Consider the following 20,836-nt stretch of genomic DNA (forward strand, 5'->3'; position numbering starts at 1 on the left):
CCCGCATTCGCCAACTCAGGTTTCACGTTGGCGCTGCCAGCAGCCTGGGCGTGCCTTCCGGGTTACACGCCCAGCAACAAGCGCGCCGGATCCTCGATGCGTTCCTTCACGCGGACGAGAAACGTCACCGCTTGCTCTCCATCGACGAGCCGATGGTCGTAGGACAACGCTACATACATCATCGGGCGAATGACAATTTGGTCGTCCACTACCACGGGGCGTTTTTCGATTTTGTGCATCCCGAGGATCCCGCTTTGTGGTGGGTTGAGAATTGGCGTAGATAACAACGAGCCGAACACGCCGCCGTTGGTGATGGTGAAGGTGCCGCCGCTGATTTCTTGGATGCTCAGTTTCCCTTCGCGCGCTCGTGTGGCTAGCCGCTCGATTTCGGCTTCGATCTCGGCAAACGATCGCTGGTCGGCATAGTGGATCACGGGCACGACCAGGCCACGTTCCGTGGCCACGGCAATGCCGAGGTGCACGTGCTTGTGGTAGACGATGTCGTCGCCGTCGATAAACGCGTTGACCACGGGAATTTCTTGCAGCGCGGCCACGCAGGCTTTGGCGAAAAACGACATGAAGCCGAGGCTAACTCCGTAGCGTTTTTGAAATCGCTCGCGGTATTGGGAACGCAAGGCCATGACCGCACTCATATCGATTTCATTGAAGGTGGTGAGGATGGCGGCGGTGTGCTGCGCTTGCACCAATCGTTCGGCAATGCGCTTGCGCAGGTGGGTCATGGGTACGCGCTCCTCCTCTGCGGCTGCCGGGCGCGGGATGGTTGGAGATGGTGGTGGGGGCTGAGGTGGGGCTTCCGCCCGCGAGGGCTCTCCGGAGAGCGCCGGGCTTGGAGGGGGTGAGCCCGGCGCCGCTGGCGCGGCGGCCGCCACTTTGGGCCCAGGCGCAGTCTCACGTCGTTGGTCGAGGTAGGCGAGTACGTCGGCTTTTGTCAGACGGCCTCCTTTGCCAGTGCCGGGAATTTGGCTGGCATCGAGCCCATGCTCTTCGATGAGCCGGCGCACGGCTGGACTGAGCAAGTGTGCCGCACTTCTTCCCTCGCTTGGGGGGCCTTGGGTTGCTTCTGCCGAGGCTGGCGCTCGCGCTACGTCCCTCGGCGGAGCCGCAAGCTCGGTTGGCGGTGACGTGGCAAGGCCTTCTCCCGCCTGGGTGTCGATGGTTGCGACCACTGCACCCACCTGCACCGTGGATCCTTCCGGCTGAACAATGTGCAGCACGCCGGCGGCGTTTGCCGGAATCTCTACGCTCGCCTTGTCGGTTTCGAGCTCCAAAATGGGCTCGTCAACCTGAACGCGCTCCCCTTCCTTCTTGATCCACCGTACGATCACGCCTTCGGTGATCGACTCGCCTAACGACGGAATCCGTACCTCAACGGGCATAGGTCCTCCGCAACGCAGCGTTGATCAGCTCCTGCTCCTCGCTTTGGTGCACCTTGTAGACGCCGGTTGCGGGGCTCGCCGCTGGCTTCCTACCCGCGTAGAGGATCGGTCGATCTTTCCCGACCATGCGCAAAAGATGTCGAAACATTTCGTTCCACGCACCCATATTTTGCGGCTCTTCCTGTGCCCACATGAGCTCAGCGCGCTCGGGGTAGAGGTCCAGAAACGTGCGCAGCTCCTTTTCCGGAAAGGGGTAGAGTTGTTCGATCCGAACAAAGGCGATGTCATCGATATCGCGCTCGCGGCGCGCGACGAGCAGGTCGTAAAAAATTTTGCCACAACACAAAATCACTCGGCGCACCTTGGCGGGGTCGATCGGGTCGACGTCGCCGAGAACCGGTTGGAAGGTACCCTCGGTGAAATCCTTTACCGGGGAGACGCACAGTTTGTGGCGGAGCAAGCTCTTCGGTGTCATGAGCACGAGCGGCTTGCGGAAATTGCGATGAATTTGTCGGCGCAGTGCGTGGAAGTACTGTGCCGGCGTTGTGAGGTTGCATACTTGAATGTTTTTCTCAGCGCAGAGTTGCAGGAAACGTTCGAGCCGTGCGCTGGAGTGTTCGGGTCCTTGGCCTTCGTAGCCGTGCGGTAGCAGGAGCACGAGCCCGCTCATCTTTTGCCACTTGGATTCGGCCGCCACGATGAATTGATCGATCATCACCTGGGCGTTGTTGGCGAAATCGCCAAACTGTGCTTCCCACAGGACCAAGTTGCGCGGGTCAGCAGAGCTGAAGCCGTACTCGAACCCAAGAACGGCGAGTTCCGATAGCATCGTATCGATCACCGTGAAGCGCCCTTGCCGCTCCGCCAGGTGATCGAGGGGGACGTAGCGGGAGCCGTTTTGCACGTCGTACCAAACGGCGTGGCGCTGACTGAATGTGCCGCGCCCGCTGTCTTGCCCGGCGAGCCGCACATGGGTCCCTTCCAACAGCAGGGAGCCGAAGGCGAGCATCTCTGCCGTTGCCCAGTCCACTTGCCCTTCGCCGTGCAACATCTCGATGCGTTGTTCGTATAGGCGGCGCACTTTGGGATGCACCGCAAATCCCTCCGGGGCGAGGGCCGCTTTGCGGACAATTTCTTCGAGCCGCTCGCGCGGCACCGCGGTGTGCGCGCTCCAGTCATCACCGGCCCAACGCATGCCTTTCCAAACGCCGCCGAACACAAACACTTGCTGCCGGGGCATGAAGTCCCGCGCGTAATTCAAGGCGTCTTCGAACAACTCGCGTAGCGAGGCAGCGTATCCTTCCAATTCCTTCTCTTGGACCACTCCGGCGGCCAGCAAGCGCTGCGCGTACAATTTCCGCACCGTAGGGTGTGCCTCGATCTGGCGGTAGAGAGTGGGTTGCGTGAAGGTGGGGTCGTCGGTTTCGTTGTGACCGTGTCGACGATAACACACCAGGTCAATAAACACGTCTTTCTTAAACCGTGCCCGGAACGCTGCGGCTAACCGGGCGGCTTGAATCGCTGCTTCAGGATCGTCGGCGTTCACATGGAAAATCGGTGCGTGGAGGAACTTGGCGAGGTCGGTGGGGTAGCGGGTGGGCCGGAAGTACTCGGGCGGCGTCGTGAAGCCAATTTGGTTGTTGATGATGATGTGAATGGTTCCGCCCGTGCGGTAGTCGCGGAGCTCGGAAAGGGCGAGGGTTTCTGCCACGATTCCCTGGCCGCAAAACGCGGCATCCCCGTGCAGCACGACCGGCTGCACGCGCGAGCCATCGGTGTCGCCCATGTAGTGCTGTTTCCCGCGCACGATGCCTTCGACCACCGGATCGATGGCTTCCAAGTGGCTCGGGTTCGAGCACAAGGAAAGATGCATCTTGTGGCCGCTGCGGGTAACGATGTCCTTCGAGTAGCCCAGGTGATACTTCACGTCGCCATCGCCCGGCACGTGCGCCGGCAGGCGCGTACCCTCGAATTCGGCAAAGATCATCTCGTAAGGCTTGCGCAAAATGTGGGCGAGTACATTGAGCCGGCCGCGATGCGGCATGCCCATGACAATTTCCTCTACGCCCTGCCGCCCGGATTCCTCCACAATCTCGTCCAGCAGCGGGATCAGGGCTTCGGCACCTTCTAAGGAAAAGCGCTTTTGGCCCAGGTACTTCACTTGCAAAAACTGCTCGAAACTTTCCGCTTGGGTCAGGCGCTGGAGAATGTATTTGCGATCCTCGTTGGACAGCTCAGGTTCGTTCAGCGAGGGTTCCATGCGCTCTTGCAGCCAAGTGCGCTGTTCCTTGTCGTCGGTGTGCATGTACTCCACACCCAAGGTGCGGCAGTAAATGGCGCGCAGTCGCTCGATCACGTCCCGCAGGCGCCCGCGGGGAAAGCCCTTCAGCATGGGCGTTTCCACCACTCGGTCGAGATCGCCGTGAGAAAAACCGAACTCCGCTGGTTCTAGCAAAGGATGAGAGGACAGGTTGTTCCCCAAAGGGTCGAGGTTGGCAATTAAGTGGCCAATTTCGCGGTAGGAGTGCACGAGGTTGTACACGCCGATGTGCTGCGCGGGCGGAACCGCGATCTCGGCCGGCCGTCTGGCCGGCTCGCGGCGAGCCAGTTCGAAGCCGGCGAAAAACAGCGCCCATGACGAGTCCACCGAATTCGGGTCACGTTGGTAGCGCTGGTACATCTCCTCGATGTATTCGGCATTGGCGCGGGAAAGGAAGTCGAGCTTTGTCACCGTTTGCCTCCTCGGTTCCCGAACATAGCAGCGGCCAACGCAATCAAAGCAGCTTGCCTCCATGGCCATCGTGGCTGCGCACGACGGCCAAAACCTCGGCTGGCGACGACGACCGTTTCAGTTCTGCCCGACAGCGCTCCGACTGCAGGAGCAGCGACAAGGACGACAAAAACTGCAGGTGTTCGGTTGCCAAGCTGTGCGCCGAGAGCACGAGCGCCACGATGGAGATCGGTAGGCCAAAGGCTACTTCGTACACAGCTCGCGGAGCGACCGCCAATGCGCAAGTAATGCGTTGCACGGCAGGGGTACGGACGTGGGGAATGCTTACGCCAATGTCCACCATCGCCGTACTGCTTTGGCGCTCACGCTGACAGATCGATGCGAGGGTTTCTTCCACCGCATCGGCCGGCAGTTCCGCAGTGGCAACGAGCCGCTCCAGCAGAGCTCGGACAGTACTCTCGAAGTCCGGCCACGATTGCCCGACAACCACCGCGCGCTCGTCTAAAACCTCGGCCAACCGCATGAGTTTTCCGTTTGCCTGCAACCCCAAGAGAACGCAATTTTGCCGTGCGTTGCAAGGGACCGAACACCGCCGCCTCCACGAAGGCACTCCGTCAGCTGTTCTCCCTGCCGCAAAGAGCAGCGCCAGGCGCACCGACCCATTGCCCGAATCGTCGCGCCAGCGTTTGACGGCGAGAGGCAAACGTTTGCCTGTCGCTCGGAGCGCTAGTTGGGGCTAACGGCTCGGGTCGTCCCCGCTGCCGGATGAGGGCGGTTCGACCTCGGTGTCCGCGCAGGTGCCACCGCACACCTTACACGGTACGCCACCGCTTGCTTTCGCCTGCGCGCGTTTGATCTTGATGCAGTTGCGCGTACACTTCAGCGCCCACTCGCACTTCAAGCAGTGGTATTTGAGCGAGCTCGTGTTGAAGGCGACGATTTCGTCATCGCTGTTCGTAGCCAGCGATGTGGCCGACGCGAGCCACACGAGAGCAACGATAGCAACGATCAGGTAAAAAATTTGCCGGCCCAGGGCTTTGCCGGGCGTTGGGCTCTGACCCGAGATCCGACGGTTCTGCCGTACACGAGTCACTGCTCCATCCCTCATGGTGCGCTCGAGTGCTGGGCAACATCCAGCGCACAAGTGGCGCCCGCTGACAATTTGTTTTTTAGTTTCGTTCGGGGCGCTGACTTGCCTCTGGTGATGCGGTTGGCACTGGAGCGCCGGGCTAGACGAAATTTTTTCGCGAACTTGCATTACATGGGCGTGGCCGCCGGCCTATGCATCCCGCCACAGAGGCTCGGGAGGCCAATACTTTCTAGGGGCAAAGGATAGGAGCATGGCGGGAGGTGAGCAGATAGCACGGGGTGCCGGTGTGGACACGTCCTTTGTGCTGCTGGGACACGATCGCCAGGAAGGCAGGTGGGTTCCCCAGCTCTTGGTGCAGGAGGGGAGTAGAGCGCGTTGTGCGCCTCGTTGGCGAGGCTTCGTTGCCGTGCTCGCTGTGTCTTTTGTTTTGGCGGCAGTAGCCGAAGGTCAGCTAATTTTTGTGAACGCGGCCGCAAGTGGGGCCAATAATGGATCGACGTGGAGCGACGCATTTACCAAGCTGCAAGATGCTCTTGCCGCGGCCTCCGCTGGGCAAGACATTTGGGTTGCCCGCGGCGTGTATTACCCGGACGAAGGTGGGGGGCAAACCAACAACGACCGCCTCGCCACCTTCCAGCTCAAAAATGGGGTGGGCGGCTTCGCCGGCGGGGAAAGTAGCCTCGCCCAACGCAACCAAGCCGTGAACATCACTGTTCTCAGTGGGGACATCGACCAAAACGACACCGTCGATGCGAATGGCATCGTGTTGTCACATGCCGACATTGCCGGGGACAACAGTTATCAGGTCGTTAGAGGCAGCAACACGAACGCGTCCGCCACAGTCGATGGCTTCACGATCACGGGCGGACTGGCCAACGGGAGTGTCACTCCGTGTGGTACCGTGTGCGGGGCGGGAATGCTGAACGACAACGGGAGTCCGACTCTGTTCAATCTCGTGTTTGCGGGTAATTTCGCGGCCAATGCAGGTGGGGACATGGCGAATGTCAATGGCAGTAGCCCGGTTTTAACGAACGTGAGGTTTTTTCAGAACCGCGCCGGGCAAGGGGGGCGGGATGGCAAATTTGGACGGGAGTAGCCCAGTGCTCCGTCAGGCGGTGTTTGTGGGCAATTTGGCCCAAGTCGGCAGCGGGGGGAACGGTGGGGGGGGATGTTCAACCTCAACTCCAGCCTGCCCCAGTTGACCAACGTGAACTTTGTCGGCAACGAGACGCTCGTGAATGGTGGGGGTATGTTCAACCAAAACAGCAGCGCTGCAACGCTCGAGAATACCGGATTTTTCGGCAACAGGGCGAGTTTCGGTGGTGGGCTTTACAACCTCGGGAGCAGCGACGCCGAGCTGGTGAACGTGGTGTTTTCGGGCAACTTGGCGTTTCGCTCTGGGGGCGGTAGCGGCGGGGGAATGTTGAACAACAGCAGCAGTCCGGTGCTGACCAACGTCACTATCGCGGGCAATGTGGCTGCGGGGTCCATCCAGCAAGGTGGAGGGATGCTGAATGGGAACGCTAGCCAGCCTGTGCTCGTGAATGTCATTTTGTGGGGGAATGTTGCGGCGAGCGCCAAGGAGATGTCGAACGTCGGGGGCAGTATGCCGCAAATTTCGTTCAGTCTCGTCGAGGGCTCGGGTGGGAGCGGGATTGGGTGGAATACTGCCTTTGGTGCAGATGGTGGGGGCAACTTGGATGCGGACCCCCTGTTTTCCGACCCTGATGGAGCAGACAACACGCCGGGCACGTTGGACGACGATTTGCGTTTACGATCCGGGTCACCAGCGATCGACGCCGGAAATAATAGCGCCCCTGGACTGGCCGGTATCACCACCGATTTTGCGGGTGGGCTTAGGTTCATGGAGGATCCGCTCACGTTCGACACGGGGCAGGGCTTGCCTCCAGTGGTGGATATGGGTGCCTTCGAGTTCCGCCGTGCGTTATCTGCTCGTGTTCCGGTGCAGAGCTTGTTCGCGCTGGTGCTCGGCGTGCTTGCGCTGCTCTTGGTGGCGCAGCGGAAACTGTGGGCGAAAGGTTAGAGTGGTGGTGACTCGCGCCGCGCCGGTGGTGGCGCGTGGCGTTGAAATTCAGAGGAAAAAGATAGGCTGAGCGAGCAGGGGGTAGCTCGAGATGCTGGCCCGCTGTGCTGCCCACGCGGGATCGGGATAGGGCGAGGGTAGGGTGGGGTGTTTCATAGAGCCCCTCTTGCCTGAGGGCGAAAATTTGGCGAAAACTGGGACATGCCCACGTTACCACAGTTTGCTCCAGCGGAATCGCGAGAAGAGCTGCTTCGGGCAATTGCCAAGGTACAGCGGGGATTGGTGGAGGAACCGATTGCCCGCTTGCCCTGTGGTGTGGCAGCCATCGATACCCTGCTCCAAGGTGGCTGGCCGCGCGGGCGGCTGAGCGAACTTTACGGCACGCGTTCCTGTGGGAAGACCACTTTGGCTTTGCACCTGCTTGCGGCAGTGACGGGCCGGAGAGAAATCGGTGCATGGATCGATGCGGCCGATGCTGTTCATCCGTTGTCGCTCGTGGCTGCGGGGGTGGATTTATCCCGCGTGCTTTGGGTGCGTCCGCGTTCGTTCCCGGAAGCGCTCCGCAGTGCCGAGGTTGTACTTTCTACGAAGGGGATTGCATTAGTGGTTCTCGACTGCGGTGAGCGCGCAGCGCGTTTCCCCAGTCGTGCCGCTTGGCTGCGGTTGCAACGTGCCGCAGCACGGTCGCACGCTGTGTTGTTGCTGCTTGCGCCGCACAGTTTGGCTGGCAGTTTTGCTGCGTTGCGCTTGCGCCTACAAGCCAATGGAGGGCAGTGGGTGCGGGCTGGCCAGAGAGAGTTTTTAGAAGGGCTGCGGGCTTTTGTTGTTGTCGAGCGCAACCGCATCGGGCGTGAAAACCAGCGGCTCGGTTGGGAGGTGCGTTGGCCGTCTGCTGTCGGTAGCGCGGGGCTGGGTGTGTAAGCGTGCACGCGAGGTGTTTTCCTGGAGGCAGGGGCTGTGCGGATTGCCTGTCTTTATGTTCCCGAATTTCCCTTGGCTGCGTGGCTGCGCGCCGAACCCGAACTGCGCACGCAAGCAGTCGTTGTTGTGGAGCGACTCGATCCGCGCAGCCCCCTGTTAGCAACATCGCGCGCTGCATGGCGCTGGGGCATTGGCCCCGGCATGCGACTCAGCCAAGCACAGAGCCTGTGCCGCACGTTGGTGGTTCGGCCCTGCAGTCGCTTGTTGCAAGAAAGTGCCCGCGCCGCACTGATGGACGCCGCTAGTTCTTGCTCTCCCTTGGTCGAGCCCGCAGAGGACGGCGTGGTGTACATCGGTCTAGAAGGGCTCATTGGCCACTGGTGTCGTACGGAGACCCAATGGGCAAGCCAACTCTCTGCACGTTGCGAACGCCTCGGCGTGCCGGCCCGCGTAGCAGTAGCCAGCACGAAAACGGCAGCCTTGCTGGCTGCGATGCGCCGAGAAGGCGTAACGGTGTTGGACCCAGCGGAAGAAGCCACTTTTCTTGCGCCGGTACCGATTGCGGCTTTGCGCCCGAGCCCACCCTTGCTTGCTACCTTGGAGCGCTGGGGTATCCACACCATCGGCCAACTCGTGCAACTCCCCTTGGAGGCTGTAGGCACGCGCTTGGGGCCGGAGGGGATTGCGCTGATCCGCCGCGCTCGCGGAGAAGAGCTCCAGCCATTGCAACCGCGTCCGTGTCCAATGGTGTTTGAGGAGGGCATGGAGTTCGATTACGAGATCGACTCTCTCGAACCTTTAACCTTCGTGCTGCGAGCGCTGCTCGACCGAGTCACGGCGCGCCTGGTAGCACGTGGGTTTGCCTGTGCAGCCTTGCAACTGGGCATGCATTTGTCGGGCACAGGTTGGGAGGATCGCACAGTTGCCGTGGCATACCCAAACAACGAGGTCAAAGCCCTGCTCGCCTTGTTGCGTGTGCATCTCGAGCAGCAGCCTCCGCAAAATGCCATCGATGCCGTACGGTTGCGGGCGCGCCCCGAGATGCTGCGTGCAAGTCAGCTCGACTTATTTCGCCCGCCAGGCCCACCCTCGGCTAGCCTGGCCGCCATGCTCGCACAACTTTCCGCTTTGTGTGGCAGCGAGCGCGTGGGAAGCCCAACGGTGTTGGCCACGCATCGTCTCGACGGTGACGGCATGGTCCCCTTCGGCACGCGCGGGAACTGGCAGAGCGCCGCGCCTCCCCCGAGCGCACTACCACCACTGGCCTTGCGCCGTTTTCGCCCGCCGCTTCCCGTGAAAGTGTTTTCCGAGCGTGAACGGCCGGAGTTCGTGCGCGGTCCTGGATTCGGTGGTCGCGTAGTGTCCTGGGGTGGCCCGTGGCGCATCCGTACGGAGTGGTGGAGCGAAGCGACGTATGTGCGCGATTACTACGACGTGCAACTGAGCGACGGTGGGCTTTACCGCCTCTTTCGCGATGAGCAACGGCAACAATGGTTTGCGGATGGGGTGTATGACTGACAGCGCTCGTGTTCGGGACATGCTTTGCCGGAAAGGGCAGCAACGATGAACTACGTCGAGCTCCGCTGTCATTCGGCATTTCACTTTCTCGCCGCCGCTTCCTTGCCGGAAGACCTCGTTGCCCGCGCGGCTGCTCTCGGGTACGACGTGTGTGCTCTAGGCGATGCCGACGGCGTGTACGGTGCCCCGCGCTTTTACCGGGCCGCACGCGAGGCTGGGATCCGGCCGTTAGTGGGCTGTGAGTTGACACTACGGCGCTGGGGTGAGGAAGGCCAATCCACGCGCCGCCCGCCCACACACTTGTATGTGTTGGTGGCTACTCGCACAGGTTACAGCAATCTGTGCCGTTTAATCACCCAGAACAAGCGCAAGTTTCCCAAGGGGGCAGCCGTGCTCACATGGGAAGAATTGACGGGGTTTACCGATGGGCTCATTTGTCTGGCCCGCGACGCATTGTTTCCCGAACCGTTTTGCTTTGCCCCCGAAGCCCTGCAAACACTTCGCCGCTTGTTCCCTGGCCGTTTGTATCTCGAACTCCACCGCCACGGTGATCCGGCAGAGGAGCGCCACAACCGCATTCTGTGCGACGTGGCAGCCCGCTTCGGTGTGCCCCTCGTGGCCACCAACGACGTGCGTTACGCCGTACCCGAGCTGCAATCCCTCTGCGACGTGCTCACCTGCATTCGCCACCACACCACGATCGATGCCGCCGGATGGCTGCTCGAGCGCAATGCCGAGCGTTACCTCAAACCGCCAGCAGAGATGGAGCAACTGTTCAGCGATTTTCCGGCGGCCGTCCGCAATACACGGGCGATTGCCGAGCAATGCGAATTTACCCTCGCCAACTTGGGTTATCGTTTCCCGGAATATCCCGTGCCGGCAGGGCAAACAGCGCAAGAGCATTTGCGGGAGTTGGTCTACCGCGGTGCGCGTGAAAGTTACCGTTGCCTGACGGCAAAAGTGCGGGGCCAGCTCGAACACGAGCTGCATGTAATCGGCAAACTCGGGTTAGCAGGATATTTTTTGATCGTTTGGGACATTGTTCGCTTTTGCCGCGAGCAAGGAATCCTCGCACAAGGGCGCGGCTCTGCCGCCAACAGTGCCGTATGTTACGCCTTGGGGATCACGGCAGTCGATCCGGTGGGGATGGAGCTTCTCTTCGAACGCTTCCTTTCGGAAGAACGGGGTGAATGGCCGGATATCGACATTGACCTTCCAAGCGGCGACCAGCGCGAGCGCGTGCTGCAGTATGTGTATGGCCGTTACGGTCCTCATGGCGCTGCCATGACCGCCAATGTGATCACCTACCGCTTGCGCAGTGCCGTGCGGGAAGTGGGGAAAGCGTTGGGGTTTTCGTTGGAGCAGCTCGACCGTTTGGCCAAGTTCCTTCACCGCTTCGAATTCCGTGATGCGCACGACAACGACCTCCCGGCTCACATGCATGCGGCTGGGCTCGACCCACAGGCCCCCCGATCGCGTTTGCTCGTGCAACTCGTCGAGCGCATTTTGCACCTCCCGCGCCACTTGGGTCAGCATTCTGGCGGAATGATTATCGCGGCCGGGCGGCTCGACGAAATCGTGCCCTTGGAGCCCGCGCGCATGCCCGGGCGTGTGGTCGTGCAGTGGGACAAGGACGATTGTGCCGACCTTGGAATCATCAAGGTCGACTTGCTCGGCCTCGGCATGATGGCCGTTTTGGAGGAAGCGTTACCGCTGGTCCGCCAGCACGAAGGCGTGGAGATCGACCTCGCTCACTTGCCCCCCAACGACCCCAAAACTTACGCGCAACTGCAGCAAGCCGACACGGTCGGCGTCTTCCAAGTAGAAAGCCGCGCGCAGATGGCCACGTTGCCGCGTCTCCGGCCACGGTGTTTTTACGACTTGGTGGTGGAGGTGGCCCTGATCCGCCCCGGACCGATTGTTGGTCAAATGGTGCATCCTTACCTGCGCCGCCGCGCCGGACGCGAACCGATTACGTACCCCCATCCGTCGCTCGAACCTATTCTGCGGCGCACCCTTGGGGTGCCGTTGTTTCAAGAACAGTTGCTACGTATTGCCATGACGGTGGCCGGCTTCTCGGGTGGCGAAGCCGAAGAGCTCCGGCGGGCCATGGGGTTTAAGCGCTCGCTCGAACGGATGCGCGCCATCGAAGCCAAACTGCGTGCCGGCATGGCTGCCCGCGGCATCGTCGGCAAAACGGCGGAAGAAATCGTGCGCAGCATTACCTCGTTTGCTCTTTATGGGTTCCCTGAATCACATGCTGCCAGCTTTGCCTTGTTGGCGTATGCTTCGGCATACCTCAAGGCACACCATCCCGCAGCGTTTACTTGCGCCTTGCTGAACAATTGGCCCATGGGTTTTTATCACCCCGCTACCATTGTGAAGGATGCCCAACGCCACGGGGTGCGGGTGCTGCCGATCGATGTGACCCGCTCGACGTGGCGGTGCAGCTTGGAGCGGATGGCGGCTGGGGAGGGAAGCCGGCTTTGCTTGCGGCTCGGGCTCAAGTACGTGCGGGGTTTGCGCGCAGAAGCAGGCGAGCGCATTGTGCGGGAACGAGAAACAAAACCCTTTGCCTCGCTGGAGGATTTTGTTCATCGCTGTGCTTTGCGCGAGAGCGAGCTTGCCACGCTGGCGGAAATCGGGGCATTGGCAGCGTTCGGACACACGCGCCGGAGTGCCTTGTGGCAAGCCGCTGCTGTTGCGCGTGGCCCGCTGTTTGCCGCTGCAACCGAGCAAGACCACAATAATGAAGTCGAGCCGAGCCCTCTGCCAGAGATGCTCCCCGTGGAGCGTACTTTGGCAGACTTAAAGGGAAGTGGCGTTACCGTTGGCCCGCATCTCATGGCACATTGGCGAGCGCAGCTCGAGGCACGAGGCTTTGTACCGGCACGCACTCTACCCCACTGCCACCACGGACAGTGGGTGAAAGTGGCGGGGCATGTCATCGTCCGCCAACGCCCAGGTACAGCCAAGGGCTTTTGTTTTCTCACGCTGGAAGACGAAACTGGCTTGGCCAATGTGGTTCTGACCCCGGCATTCTTCGAACGGCACCGTACCTTGTTGCTCACCGCACCTTTGCTGGAAGTAGAAGGTTATTTGCAGCACGTCGATGGGGTCATTCACGTTCGTGCGCAAAGATTGCATCGCCTTGCGCTCTCCCAGGCACTCACCTCCTCTGAGCTCACAAGCGACGCATGAACCACACCTTTCCCTGCGTCACACTGATGCCGATCGGACTCTTAGTGATGCCATTTTTGCCGCGATCGTACCTGCGGCGCTTGGCGCTGGTGTGCATTTGCCGGGGATGGCCTATGCGGAACGGATTCTGCATCCCGTGGCCACTATCATGCACATGCCTCAAACCTTAAAGCGCACCTTTGCCAAAGTGCACGTTGTTCCCGAGGAGCACCGGGAGCAGATTTGGGTTGCGCTTCTCCTGGTGGCGCTGGCGGTCATTACGCTGTTTATCTCCGTTCCGGTGATGCGCTAGCCGCGCCTGTGTCCGCCCACGCGGCCCTCGCTGCGAGCGAAAGCCAGCGAGTCCCTGCGCGGAGAAAGCTCCTGCATTCCGGACCGCAAGGAACGTGCTGAAGGCGACCGGCCCTTCCCGCCCCGCGGGGAAGCGTGCGTATAGCCGCGGCCGGAGGGCGCCGCGGACGGGATGGCCTGGGCAGCCTCGCCCGCGACGGGAGCGCGGGCGGGCCGGTGGATTGGTTGCGGTTTGGCGTCGCGTGCTGTAGCAGGCAGTGCGTGAAAGAAAGGCTGCGTCCGCTCAAGGCGCTGAGAGCCCTGCGTTACGCGCGGCAAGTGGCCAATTGGCCGGATGTGTTTCGCGCCTACCTCCGCAACCGCGATGTGCAACGTTTAGTGCTGCGGAGCGGAGTGCGATGGCAAGCCCACGGGAATGTGCCGTTGATGGGGCTCTTTAACGAAGTGTGGCGGCACGATTGTTACCGCCTTCGCCAAGCGCCGCTTGCGGGGGAGGCCACGGTCATCGACATCGGCGCCAACGTCGGCGTATTTGCGGTGCTCGTGGCCACGGAACTTCGAGCGCGTCGGGTTTATGCCTTTGAACCAAGCCCTCAAGCTGCCGATGACCTAGCTGCGAACGTGGCAGCGAATAAGCTCGAGGACAAGGTTTTCATCCGCCGCATGGCCGTGGCCGGATCCCGTGACACGCGCGCGTTCGCTGTGACCGAGTCGCAGGTTATGAATCGCATCGTTGCCTCAGGTGAAGCCAACAAACAGGCAGTGCTAGTGCCCACCACCACGCTCGAGGCCATCTTTCGGGACGAAGGAATCGAATGGTGCGATTTCCTGAAGGTGGACTGCGAGGGGTCTGAATATGAGATCGTTTTAACCGCGCCCGACTGGGTATTGAGGAGGGTTGGCCGGATCGCCCTGGAATGGCATCGCGTGAAGGGGCATGGTCCGTGGGAGATTGCAGAAAGATTGCGGCGCACGGACTTCAAGGTCGAGGTGGATGAGCGCCCCGGCGCGTGGCTGGGCTACATTTTCGCAACGGGCGTCGCCTGACGCCGAGGGGCTACGGTTGGTTTGGATTCATCTGGGTTGCGTGTGCGAAAGTTTTTTGTGCCAAACAAGCGGCATCCACTGCCCTTGCGCGAGAGCGTGCAAGCAGGATTAACGGCGTGCGGAACCACAGGAAGGAGAATGTGAATGAAGCCATTACCACTGCAACGCTGGCATACGGGTGTGGAGGCGCGATCACTGGCCGAGATTGAGGAGTTGTTGGAGGACGAGGCGGTGTTCTTTTCGCCGATCGTCTTCACTCCGCAACGGGGAAGAGAGCTCGTGAAGCTGTACCTTGCGGGCGCCATGCAAGTCATTGCCAATGAGAACTTCCGCTACGTGAAAGAAATTGTCGGCCCTCATAGTGCGGTGTTGGAATTCGAGACCACGATCGACGGTGTATACGTCAACGGAGTCGACATCCTCACCTGGGACGACGCCGGTAAGCTCGTGGAAATCAAGGTGATGCTGCGGCCCCTCAAAGCGATCCAGCTCGTGCACGAACGCATGGCAGCCATGCTCGCCGCACTGCAGAGCGACTCGGCCCAGTGTCAGGCTCGATAGCACTGGGCGGAAGCGCCCGACGAGAAGGGTGCCGCGATGAGTGGCAGAGCCACGGGTTGCCAGCAGCGGCGTGCGCGAAGGCTCGTGTTGCGGGACCGTGTGGAGAGGTCGCAGCGCCGGTGTGGTCGAGCGGTCACTGGTGGACTGCCCGCAACCAGTAGTCGGGCACCGTATGCAACGGCACGCCTGGGTAGATGGTCAGGCCACGATGTCGACGTGCCGCGGTCGATGTGGTAGCCGATACCGGGCGAGACCAGAGTTTATGAAGCGTTGGTTTGCTTTATCGGCAATCGGACCCGATCGCCCCGGAATCGTCGCGGATCTAGCGGAGCTCATTTATGAGTGTGACTGCAACCTCGAAGACTCCAGCATGACCGTTTTGGGCAGCGAATTTGCCGTGTTGCTGTTGCTCACGGGCGAGGGAGAAGACTTGGAGCGGCGGTTGTCGTCGGCATGTAAGCGCTTGGAGTGGGAGAAACGCCTCACCGTCTTCTTCCGGCCGCTCGAAGGGGAACCCGTGCCCTACCGTTTGGCTACAGGGGCCCGGCCTTACGCGTTGCAGGCGACCGGTGTGGACAAGGCAGGAATCGTGGCGCGCATCGCCCGTGTGCTGGCCGAGCACGGGGTGAACATCACCAAAATGGAAACAACGTCGCGCCCGGAGCCGGGTACCGGGACACCGATTTACCAAATGTCGATTGCCATGGATGTGCCGGCGCGCACAGACGAAGCGAGGCTGCGCGCCGATCTCGAGCGGGCTGCGGCGGAACTCCTCATCGATGTACAGCTCGAGCCCGTGCAAGCCACGGCCACACGGTAGCGGCGAAGCCCATGGGTATTTTTAGCGTGGGACTGTTTCCGCTCGTGGCTTGTCCTGCTAGCTAACACGGGCACAAAAGGAGGCCGCCCATGTTTGGATTAGGGGTTCCCGAACTCATCATCATCCTGGTGGTGGCGTTGATTATCTTTGGGCCGGGTAAACTTCCGGAGATTGGGGGAGCACTCGGCCGTGGTATCCGCGACTTCAAGCGCAGCTTTGAAGGTCGAGACGAAGAGCCGAAAAAAGTCGAGAACAACGGCGAAAAAGGCGGCCCTGCGGCGTAGTGGTGTGTGATCACCCGCGGGGTAACCCCAAAAGGCGCTGGGCGATGATGTTGCGCTGGATTTCCGAAGTGCCGGACGCGATTGTCATGGCCCGGGCCATCAGCCAGGCATGCTGCCACGCGCCGTCGCGCAGCACCCGTTCGTCTCCTCGCCACAGTTGGGCGTAGGGTCCCTGTGCGGTCAGGGCGAAGTCGAGAAAGCGCTGGGCGAGCTCTGATCCATAAAGCTTAAGGAGCGACACATCGGTGGGCGTGCGGCCGTGTTGTAGGTCGCTGACCAGCGCTAGGCCGTGAAAGCCCATAATTGCCACCTCGGTCCAAAACTCGGCAAAGCGCTGGCGTACGAGTGGATCACCTGCCCGACCGCTGGACTGCAACCATCGGCGTAACTCTTCGAGCTCTACTTGCCGCCGCACGTGATCGACGAGCAACAACGTACCGCGCTCGTGGCCGAGCGCGGTGAGAATGACTTGCCATCCATTGTGCAATTCGCCGACCAAGTTGGTGACCGGCACTTGCACATTTTCAAGGAACACTTCGTTAAAGTCGCTGTCTCCGGTAATTTCACGCAGCGGCCGCACAGTTACTCCTGCACTGCGCATGGGCAAAATCAGGCAGCTAATGCCCTTGTGTGGAGCGGCCTGCGGGCCGGTACGCACGAGAAAGAGCCCGTAATCGGCTTGCTTGGCATAAGTCGTCCACACCTTCTGACCGTTGACCACAAAAACATCTCCACGCTGCTCGGCGCGTGTTCGGAGGGAGGCTAAATCCGAGCCAGCATTGGGTTCGGAGAAGCCGAGGCACCAGAGTTCCTCGGCGGACAACAGCGGCGGTAGATACCGCTGGCGCTGTGCAGGAGTGCCGAACACGAGCAAGGTGGGAGCGAAAATGCTGACGGCCGCACCGTTCACCAGTGGAGGTCCATCAGCACGCGCTAATTCTTGCTGCACAGCCAAGTGCTCGAGCAGCGAAGCCCCTCGTCCGCCGACTTCCTCTGGAAAGTGGACGGCGACCCAACGCTCTTGTTGCAAGGCCCTCTGCCAGGCGCGGAGAAACTCCACCCGCGCGCCCATGTCCTGGCTGTGGCGCAAGCCTCTCCACTCCGCGCACGCACTTTGGTGCGCCATGAGCCACCGGCGAAACTCACAGCGGGTTTGCTCCACGCGTTCGAGGGGTTCAAAATCCATGGCGGCGTGAGTCAATCAATCGATTGACGCGAAATATGCGAAATGGTAGCCGAAGTCAAATTGCCAGATTTTCACGGGAGGAAGGGTCATGCTGCTGGAAGGTCGAGTTGCTGTAGTCACTGGAGCGGGCCGCGGCGTGGGTCGCGGTATTGCTTTGGAGTTAGCGCGCAACGGAGCCAAGGTCGTTGTGAACGACCTCGGGTGTGGGGTCGATGGCCAAGGGAAGGCAGAAGACCCGGCCATGCAAGTGGTGGAAGAGATTCGCGCGATGGGCGGGCAGGCGGTGCCCAACTACGACTCCGTGGCTTCGTTCGAAGGGGCCAAGCGGATTATCGATACGGCGCTCGAAAATTTTGGCAGGATCGACATCCTTGTGAACAATGCCGGTATTTTGCGTGACCGCACGATGGTGAAAATGACGGAGGAGGATTTCGACGCGGTCATTGCCGTCCATCTCAAGGGAACGTGGAATTGCGGCCGGCACGCGATCCCGCACATGCGCGAACAAAACTACGGCCGCATCATCAATATCACTTCGAGCGCGGGGCTGCGGGGGAATTTCGGGCAAAGCAATTACGGGGCGGCGAAGGCTGGGATCATGGGCCTGACCCTGTGTTGGGCGCTGGAGCTTGCTCGCTACGGCATCACCGTGAACGCAATGGCGCCAGCTGGCCTCACCCGAATGGTGGCAACGATGCCGGGAATGGAAAACAAGGAGCCGCCGCACGAAATGCACCCGGATCGCAATGCCCCCATGGTGGCGTTTCTCGCATCGGAAAAAGCCGCCCATGTGAACGGCCAAATTTTTGGGCGGCGGGGGTACGGATTTACCCTGTTCCAGCAACTGCGGCCGATTGCCATGATGTACAAGCCGGGAGGGCTCACGGCCGAGGAAATTGCGGCCAACTTCGATGGGGTCTTCCTCGAACATTTGCAGCCCATTGGCATCCCGCAGTTGCGTCGCGACGACAACAAAAAGGAAGAGAAAAAGGAAGAAAAGAAGTAGGGAAGCCAGATGCGTGAAGTAGGAATTCGGTCGCAAGCCGCCTACATCCCCATGTTGCGCTTGTCGCTGGGGGCGATCAGCGGCGGGCGCAAGGCCAGTGGCGGGAGTGGCGAGCGGGCAGTGGTGTACTTTGATGAAGATCCCGTCACCATGGCCGTGGCAGCCGGTATGGCTTGTCTTGAGGGAATCGACCGCACGGAGGTGGACGCTCTTTATTTTGCTTCTACCTCCTACCCGTACCGGGAGAAGCAAGGAGCGGCATTAATTGCCAAGGCTTTGGATTTGCGCCGCGATGTGATGACTGCGGACCTGACGGACTCCACGCGTGCGGGCACCGCAGCGGTTCGGGCTGCGATGGATGCGGTGCGGGCTGGCAGTGCCCGCAATGCCCTGGTGATTGCGGCGGACGCGCGCCCGGCTCCTCCCCGGAGCCCACTGGAACGCAACTTCGGTGATGCTGCAGCCGCCTTTTTGATCGGGGGCGACGACCTTGCAGCGGTGTTCGAAGAGCAGGTGTTCCTGGCTGAAGAGATCATCGATGTGTGGCGCACGGAGTGGGATCGCTTCGTGCGCTCGTGGGAAGACCGCTTTGTCGTGGAACGCGGCTACAGCGAAAACATCGTTGAGGCCATTCGCGCCCTGTTGAAGAAAACTGGAACCGCGCCGGGAGATTTCTCGAAGCTCGTAGCGTACACCCCGGATGCCCGCAGCTTGGCGGGTGTGGCACGGGCGACCGGGTTCGAGGCGAAGACCCAGGTGCAAGATGCGCTGTTTGGCAAGGTGGGAAACTGCGGGGCCGCCTTTGCTCCGCTGCTGCTGGCCGCGGCCTTAGAACAAGCTCGTGACGGCGAGCGTTTGCTGTGGGCGAATTATGGCGACGGGGCCGATGCAATGCTGGTGCGTACTACCGACAAGGTAGCGAGTTTGGGTAAACGTCGTGGCGTGCAGTGGCACCTGGCGCGGCGGCGCGAGTTCGCGGACTACGACCGCTATTTGAATTACCGGAACCTTTACCCAAGCGAGAGCGACCGGCGCGCCGGCCAAGGTGTGTCGGCAACGGTGCATTATCGTGACCGCAACGAGGACATCGCTTTCCACGGTTACCGCTGCCGCCGCTGTCGGACGGAGCAGTTCCCGTTTCAGCGAGTCTGCTTTCAGTGTTTTGCGCGCGACGACTTCGACGAAATCCGCTTGGCGGAGCGCCACGGGAAGGTGATGTCGTATACGTTCGACTATTTCGCAGGCAGCCCTGACCCACCGTTGATCGTAACGACCATTGAAATTGACGGCGGCGCGAGGGTGTACTTGCAAATGACCGATGCCACACCGACAGAGGTCAAGCTGGATATGCCCGTGGAGTTCACCTTTCGGAAGATTCACGAGTATGGGGGCACGCCCAACTATTTTTGGAAGTGTACCCCGGTCAGGAATATCGCCTGGTAACCAGGAAGTGACCAGCGCAAGCGGAGGGCAACGATGAACGCAGAAGCAATCCGCGACAAGGTAGCGATCGTTGGCATGGGCTGTTGCAAGTTCGGGGAGAACTGGGACAAGGCCCCGGAAGACATGATTGTCGAGGCGGCCTTCGAGGCGTACGAAGATGCGGGCATCGAAGACCCGCAAAAGCAAATCGAAGCCGTGTTTTGCGGGGCGGTGTATCCATCGAAAGGCACAGCGGAGGTGGCCGATGCCCTCAAGCTTTTCGGGCGTCCGGTGAGCATGGTCCAAAACTATTGTGCCACCGGAACCGACGCCCTGCGGTACGGAGTGTTCGCCGTCGCGTGCGGGATGTACGACACGGTGATGGTGGTGGGCTTCGATAAGCCGAAAGACCGCGGTGTGAGCGGTCCGAGCGCAGTCACCACCGGGGTGCGGGGGCTCCCCATGACACCCGCGGGCTGGTTTGCCTTATGCGCCGCACGTTACTTCGAAACTTACGGGGCTACCCGCGAGGATTTGGCCAAAATCGCGGTGAAGAACCACCATAACGGCACACTGGCCCCGAAGTCGATGATCAAGAAAGAAATCACGGTCGAAGATGTGTTGCAGGCGCCGATTATCTCGTGGCCCTTCGGTCTTTACGATTGCTGTGCACAGTCGGACGGAGCGGCCGTAGCAATTCTCACTCGTCGCGACTTGGCGAAAAGTTTTCGCGACGATTACGTCCTCATTCGGGCGATTTCCATCGCCTTGGGCCCGAACCCGCAGTCGGATCCGTCGTTTGATTTCCTCCGCTGGAAACCAACGATCTATGCAGCGCAAGACGCTTACCGGCAAGCAGGCATCGCGAATCCGGCTAAGGAAATCCACGTGGCGCAGGTGCACGACTGTTTTACCCTGACCGAGTTGCTGACCTATGAGGACTTGGGGTTTGCGGAAAAGGGCTCTGCAAAAGAGCACATTGCCGCCGGAACCTTCGAACTGGGTGGGGCGCTGCCGGTGAACACCGACGGTGGATTGAAGAGTTTCGGCCATCCGACCGGTGCGACCGGAATTCGCATGCTGTACGAGAACTATAAACAGCTTCAGGGAAAAGCCGGACCCCGGCAGGTGAAAAACGCCACCGTGGCGTTGAGCCACAACCTGGGCGGTGCTCCGCAAACTTGTGGTGTGGCGATTGTCACAATGCCCTGAACCGCGCGTGGTTGGGCCTAAGCTCGGTTAGCCGAGAGCTGCTCGTTGGTGGAATCGTCCGAAAAGGCTGGACTGAATACGTTCGAGCGGGGCTCGGTAGCTCTG

Annotated in this window: 18 protein-coding genes; 13 read left to right on the forward strand and 5 right to left on the reverse strand. The window is 60.8% G+C overall.

Annotated features, from left to right (window positions below; genetic code table 11):
- Window positions 1–62: 62 nt before the first annotated feature.
- From odhB to N3C12_07810, 4 genes are all read right to left on the reverse strand, one after another.
- Window positions 63–1,397: a 2-oxoglutarate dehydrogenase complex dihydrolipoyllysine-residue succinyltransferase gene (odhB, locus tag N3C12_07795; protein MCX8072337.1), complete on the reverse strand. Its 1,335-nt coding sequence runs from the start codon at window positions 1,395–1,397 to the stop codon at window positions 63–65.
- Window positions 1,387–4,128, reverse strand: a complete 2,742-nt coding sequence (locus N3C12_07800) for a 2-oxoglutarate dehydrogenase E1 component (protein MCX8072338.1) — start codon at window positions 4,126–4,128, stop codon at window positions 1,387–1,389. The genes odhB and N3C12_07800 overlap by 11 nt, the downstream gene beginning before the upstream one ends.
- A 43-nt stretch (window positions 4,129–4,171) precedes the next feature.
- A complete protein-coding gene (locus N3C12_07805) occupies window positions 4,172–4,651 on the reverse strand; it encodes a PTS sugar transporter subunit IIA (protein ID MCX8072339.1) in 480 nt (159 codons plus the stop codon).
- A gap of 213 nt (window positions 4,652–4,864) precedes the next feature.
- Window positions 4,865–5,221 carry a hypothetical protein gene (locus tag N3C12_07810; GenBank protein MCX8072340.1) on the reverse strand — a complete coding sequence of 119 codons (357 nt, stop codon included), beginning with the start codon at window positions 5,219–5,221 and terminating at the stop codon, window positions 4,865–4,867.
- Between the two features lie 247 nt (window positions 5,222–5,468).
- Here N3C12_07810 and N3C12_07815 point away from each other — a divergent pair, with 247 nt between their 5' ends.
- The 10 genes from N3C12_07815 (at window position 5,469) to tatA (ending at window position 15,905) form a co-directional block, all read left to right on the forward strand.
- Window positions 5,469–6,314 carry a hypothetical protein gene (locus tag N3C12_07815; protein MCX8072341.1) on the forward strand — a complete coding sequence of 282 codons (846 nt, stop codon included), beginning with the start codon at window positions 5,469–5,471 and terminating at the stop codon, window positions 6,312–6,314.
- A gap of 72 nt (window positions 6,315–6,386) precedes the next feature.
- Window positions 6,387–7,262: a hypothetical protein gene (locus N3C12_07820; protein ID MCX8072342.1), complete on the forward strand. Its 876-nt coding sequence runs from the start codon at window positions 6,387–6,389 to the stop codon at window positions 7,260–7,262.
- 201 nt (window positions 7,263–7,463) lie between these two features.
- Window positions 7,464–8,183: a DNA recombination/repair protein RecA gene (locus tag N3C12_07825; protein MCX8072343.1), complete on the forward strand. Its 720-nt coding sequence runs from the start codon at window positions 7,464–7,466 to the stop codon at window positions 8,181–8,183.
- Between the two features lie 36 nt (window positions 8,184–8,219).
- A complete protein-coding gene (locus N3C12_07830) occupies window positions 8,220–9,701 on the forward strand; it encodes a DNA polymerase Y family protein (GenBank protein MCX8072344.1) in 1,482 nt (493 codons plus the stop codon).
- 45 nt (window positions 9,702–9,746) lie between these two features.
- Window positions 9,747–12,902: an error-prone DNA polymerase gene (locus N3C12_07835; GenBank protein ID MCX8072345.1), complete on the forward strand. Its 3,156-nt coding sequence runs from the start codon at window positions 9,747–9,749 to the stop codon at window positions 12,900–12,902.
- A 91-nt stretch (window positions 12,903–12,993) separates the two neighbouring features.
- A complete protein-coding gene (locus N3C12_07840; GenBank protein MCX8072346.1) occupies window positions 12,994–13,194 on the forward strand; it encodes a hypothetical protein in 201 nt (66 codons plus the stop codon).
- A 260-nt stretch (window positions 13,195–13,454) separates the two neighbouring features.
- Window positions 13,455–14,240, forward strand: coding sequence for an FkbM family methyltransferase (locus tag N3C12_07845; GenBank protein ID MCX8072347.1), 786 nt, complete (start codon window positions 13,455–13,457; stop codon window positions 14,238–14,240).
- A 144-nt stretch (window positions 14,241–14,384) separates the two neighbouring features.
- On the forward strand, window positions 14,385–14,801 hold the full coding sequence (locus N3C12_07850; GenBank protein ID MCX8072348.1) for a nuclear transport factor 2 family protein: 417 nt from the start codon (window positions 14,385–14,387) through the stop codon (window positions 14,799–14,801).
- A gap of 262 nt (window positions 14,802–15,063) precedes the next feature.
- The gene (locus N3C12_07855; GenBank protein ID MCX8072349.1) at window positions 15,064–15,621 is read left to right on the forward strand and encodes an ACT domain-containing protein; all 558 of its coding nucleotides are present in this window, start codon (window positions 15,064–15,066) and stop codon (window positions 15,619–15,621) included.
- A gap of 89 nt (window positions 15,622–15,710) precedes the next feature.
- Window positions 15,711–15,905, forward strand: coding sequence for a twin-arginine translocase TatA/TatE family subunit (tatA, locus tag N3C12_07860; protein ID MCX8072350.1), 195 nt, complete (start codon window positions 15,711–15,713; stop codon window positions 15,903–15,905).
- A 10-nt stretch (window positions 15,906–15,915) separates the two neighbouring features.
- On the opposite strand, the gene N3C12_07865 is transcribed toward tatA, so the two are convergent.
- A complete protein-coding gene (locus N3C12_07865) occupies window positions 15,916–17,091 on the reverse strand; it encodes an acyl-CoA dehydrogenase family protein (GenBank protein ID MCX8072351.1) in 1,176 nt (391 codons plus the stop codon).
- Between the two features lie 88 nt (window positions 17,092–17,179).
- Between N3C12_07865 and N3C12_07870 the strand changes: the two genes are divergently transcribed.
- Genes N3C12_07870 through N3C12_07880 form a run of 3 tightly spaced genes read left to right on the forward strand, consistent with a single transcriptional unit; the run spans window position 17,180 to window position 20,731 of the window.
- Window positions 17,180–18,097, forward strand: a complete 918-nt coding sequence (locus N3C12_07870) for an SDR family NAD(P)-dependent oxidoreductase (GenBank protein ID MCX8072352.1) — start codon at window positions 17,180–17,182, stop codon at window positions 18,095–18,097.
- Window positions 18,098–18,106: 9 nt separating this feature from the next.
- Window positions 18,107–19,540, forward strand: coding sequence for an OB-fold domain-containing protein (locus N3C12_07875; protein MCX8072353.1), 1,434 nt, complete (start codon window positions 18,107–18,109; stop codon window positions 19,538–19,540).
- A gap of 33 nt (window positions 19,541–19,573) precedes the next feature.
- Window positions 19,574–20,731: an acetyl-CoA acetyltransferase gene (locus N3C12_07880; GenBank protein MCX8072354.1), complete on the forward strand. Its 1,158-nt coding sequence runs from the start codon at window positions 19,574–19,576 to the stop codon at window positions 20,729–20,731.
- Window positions 20,732–20,836: the final 105 nt, after the last annotated feature.

The sequence above is a fragment of the Candidatus Binatia bacterium genome, from assembly GCA_026415395.1.
Lineage (GTDB): Bacteria > Desulfobacterota > Binatia > HRBIN30 > HRBIN30 > HRBIN30.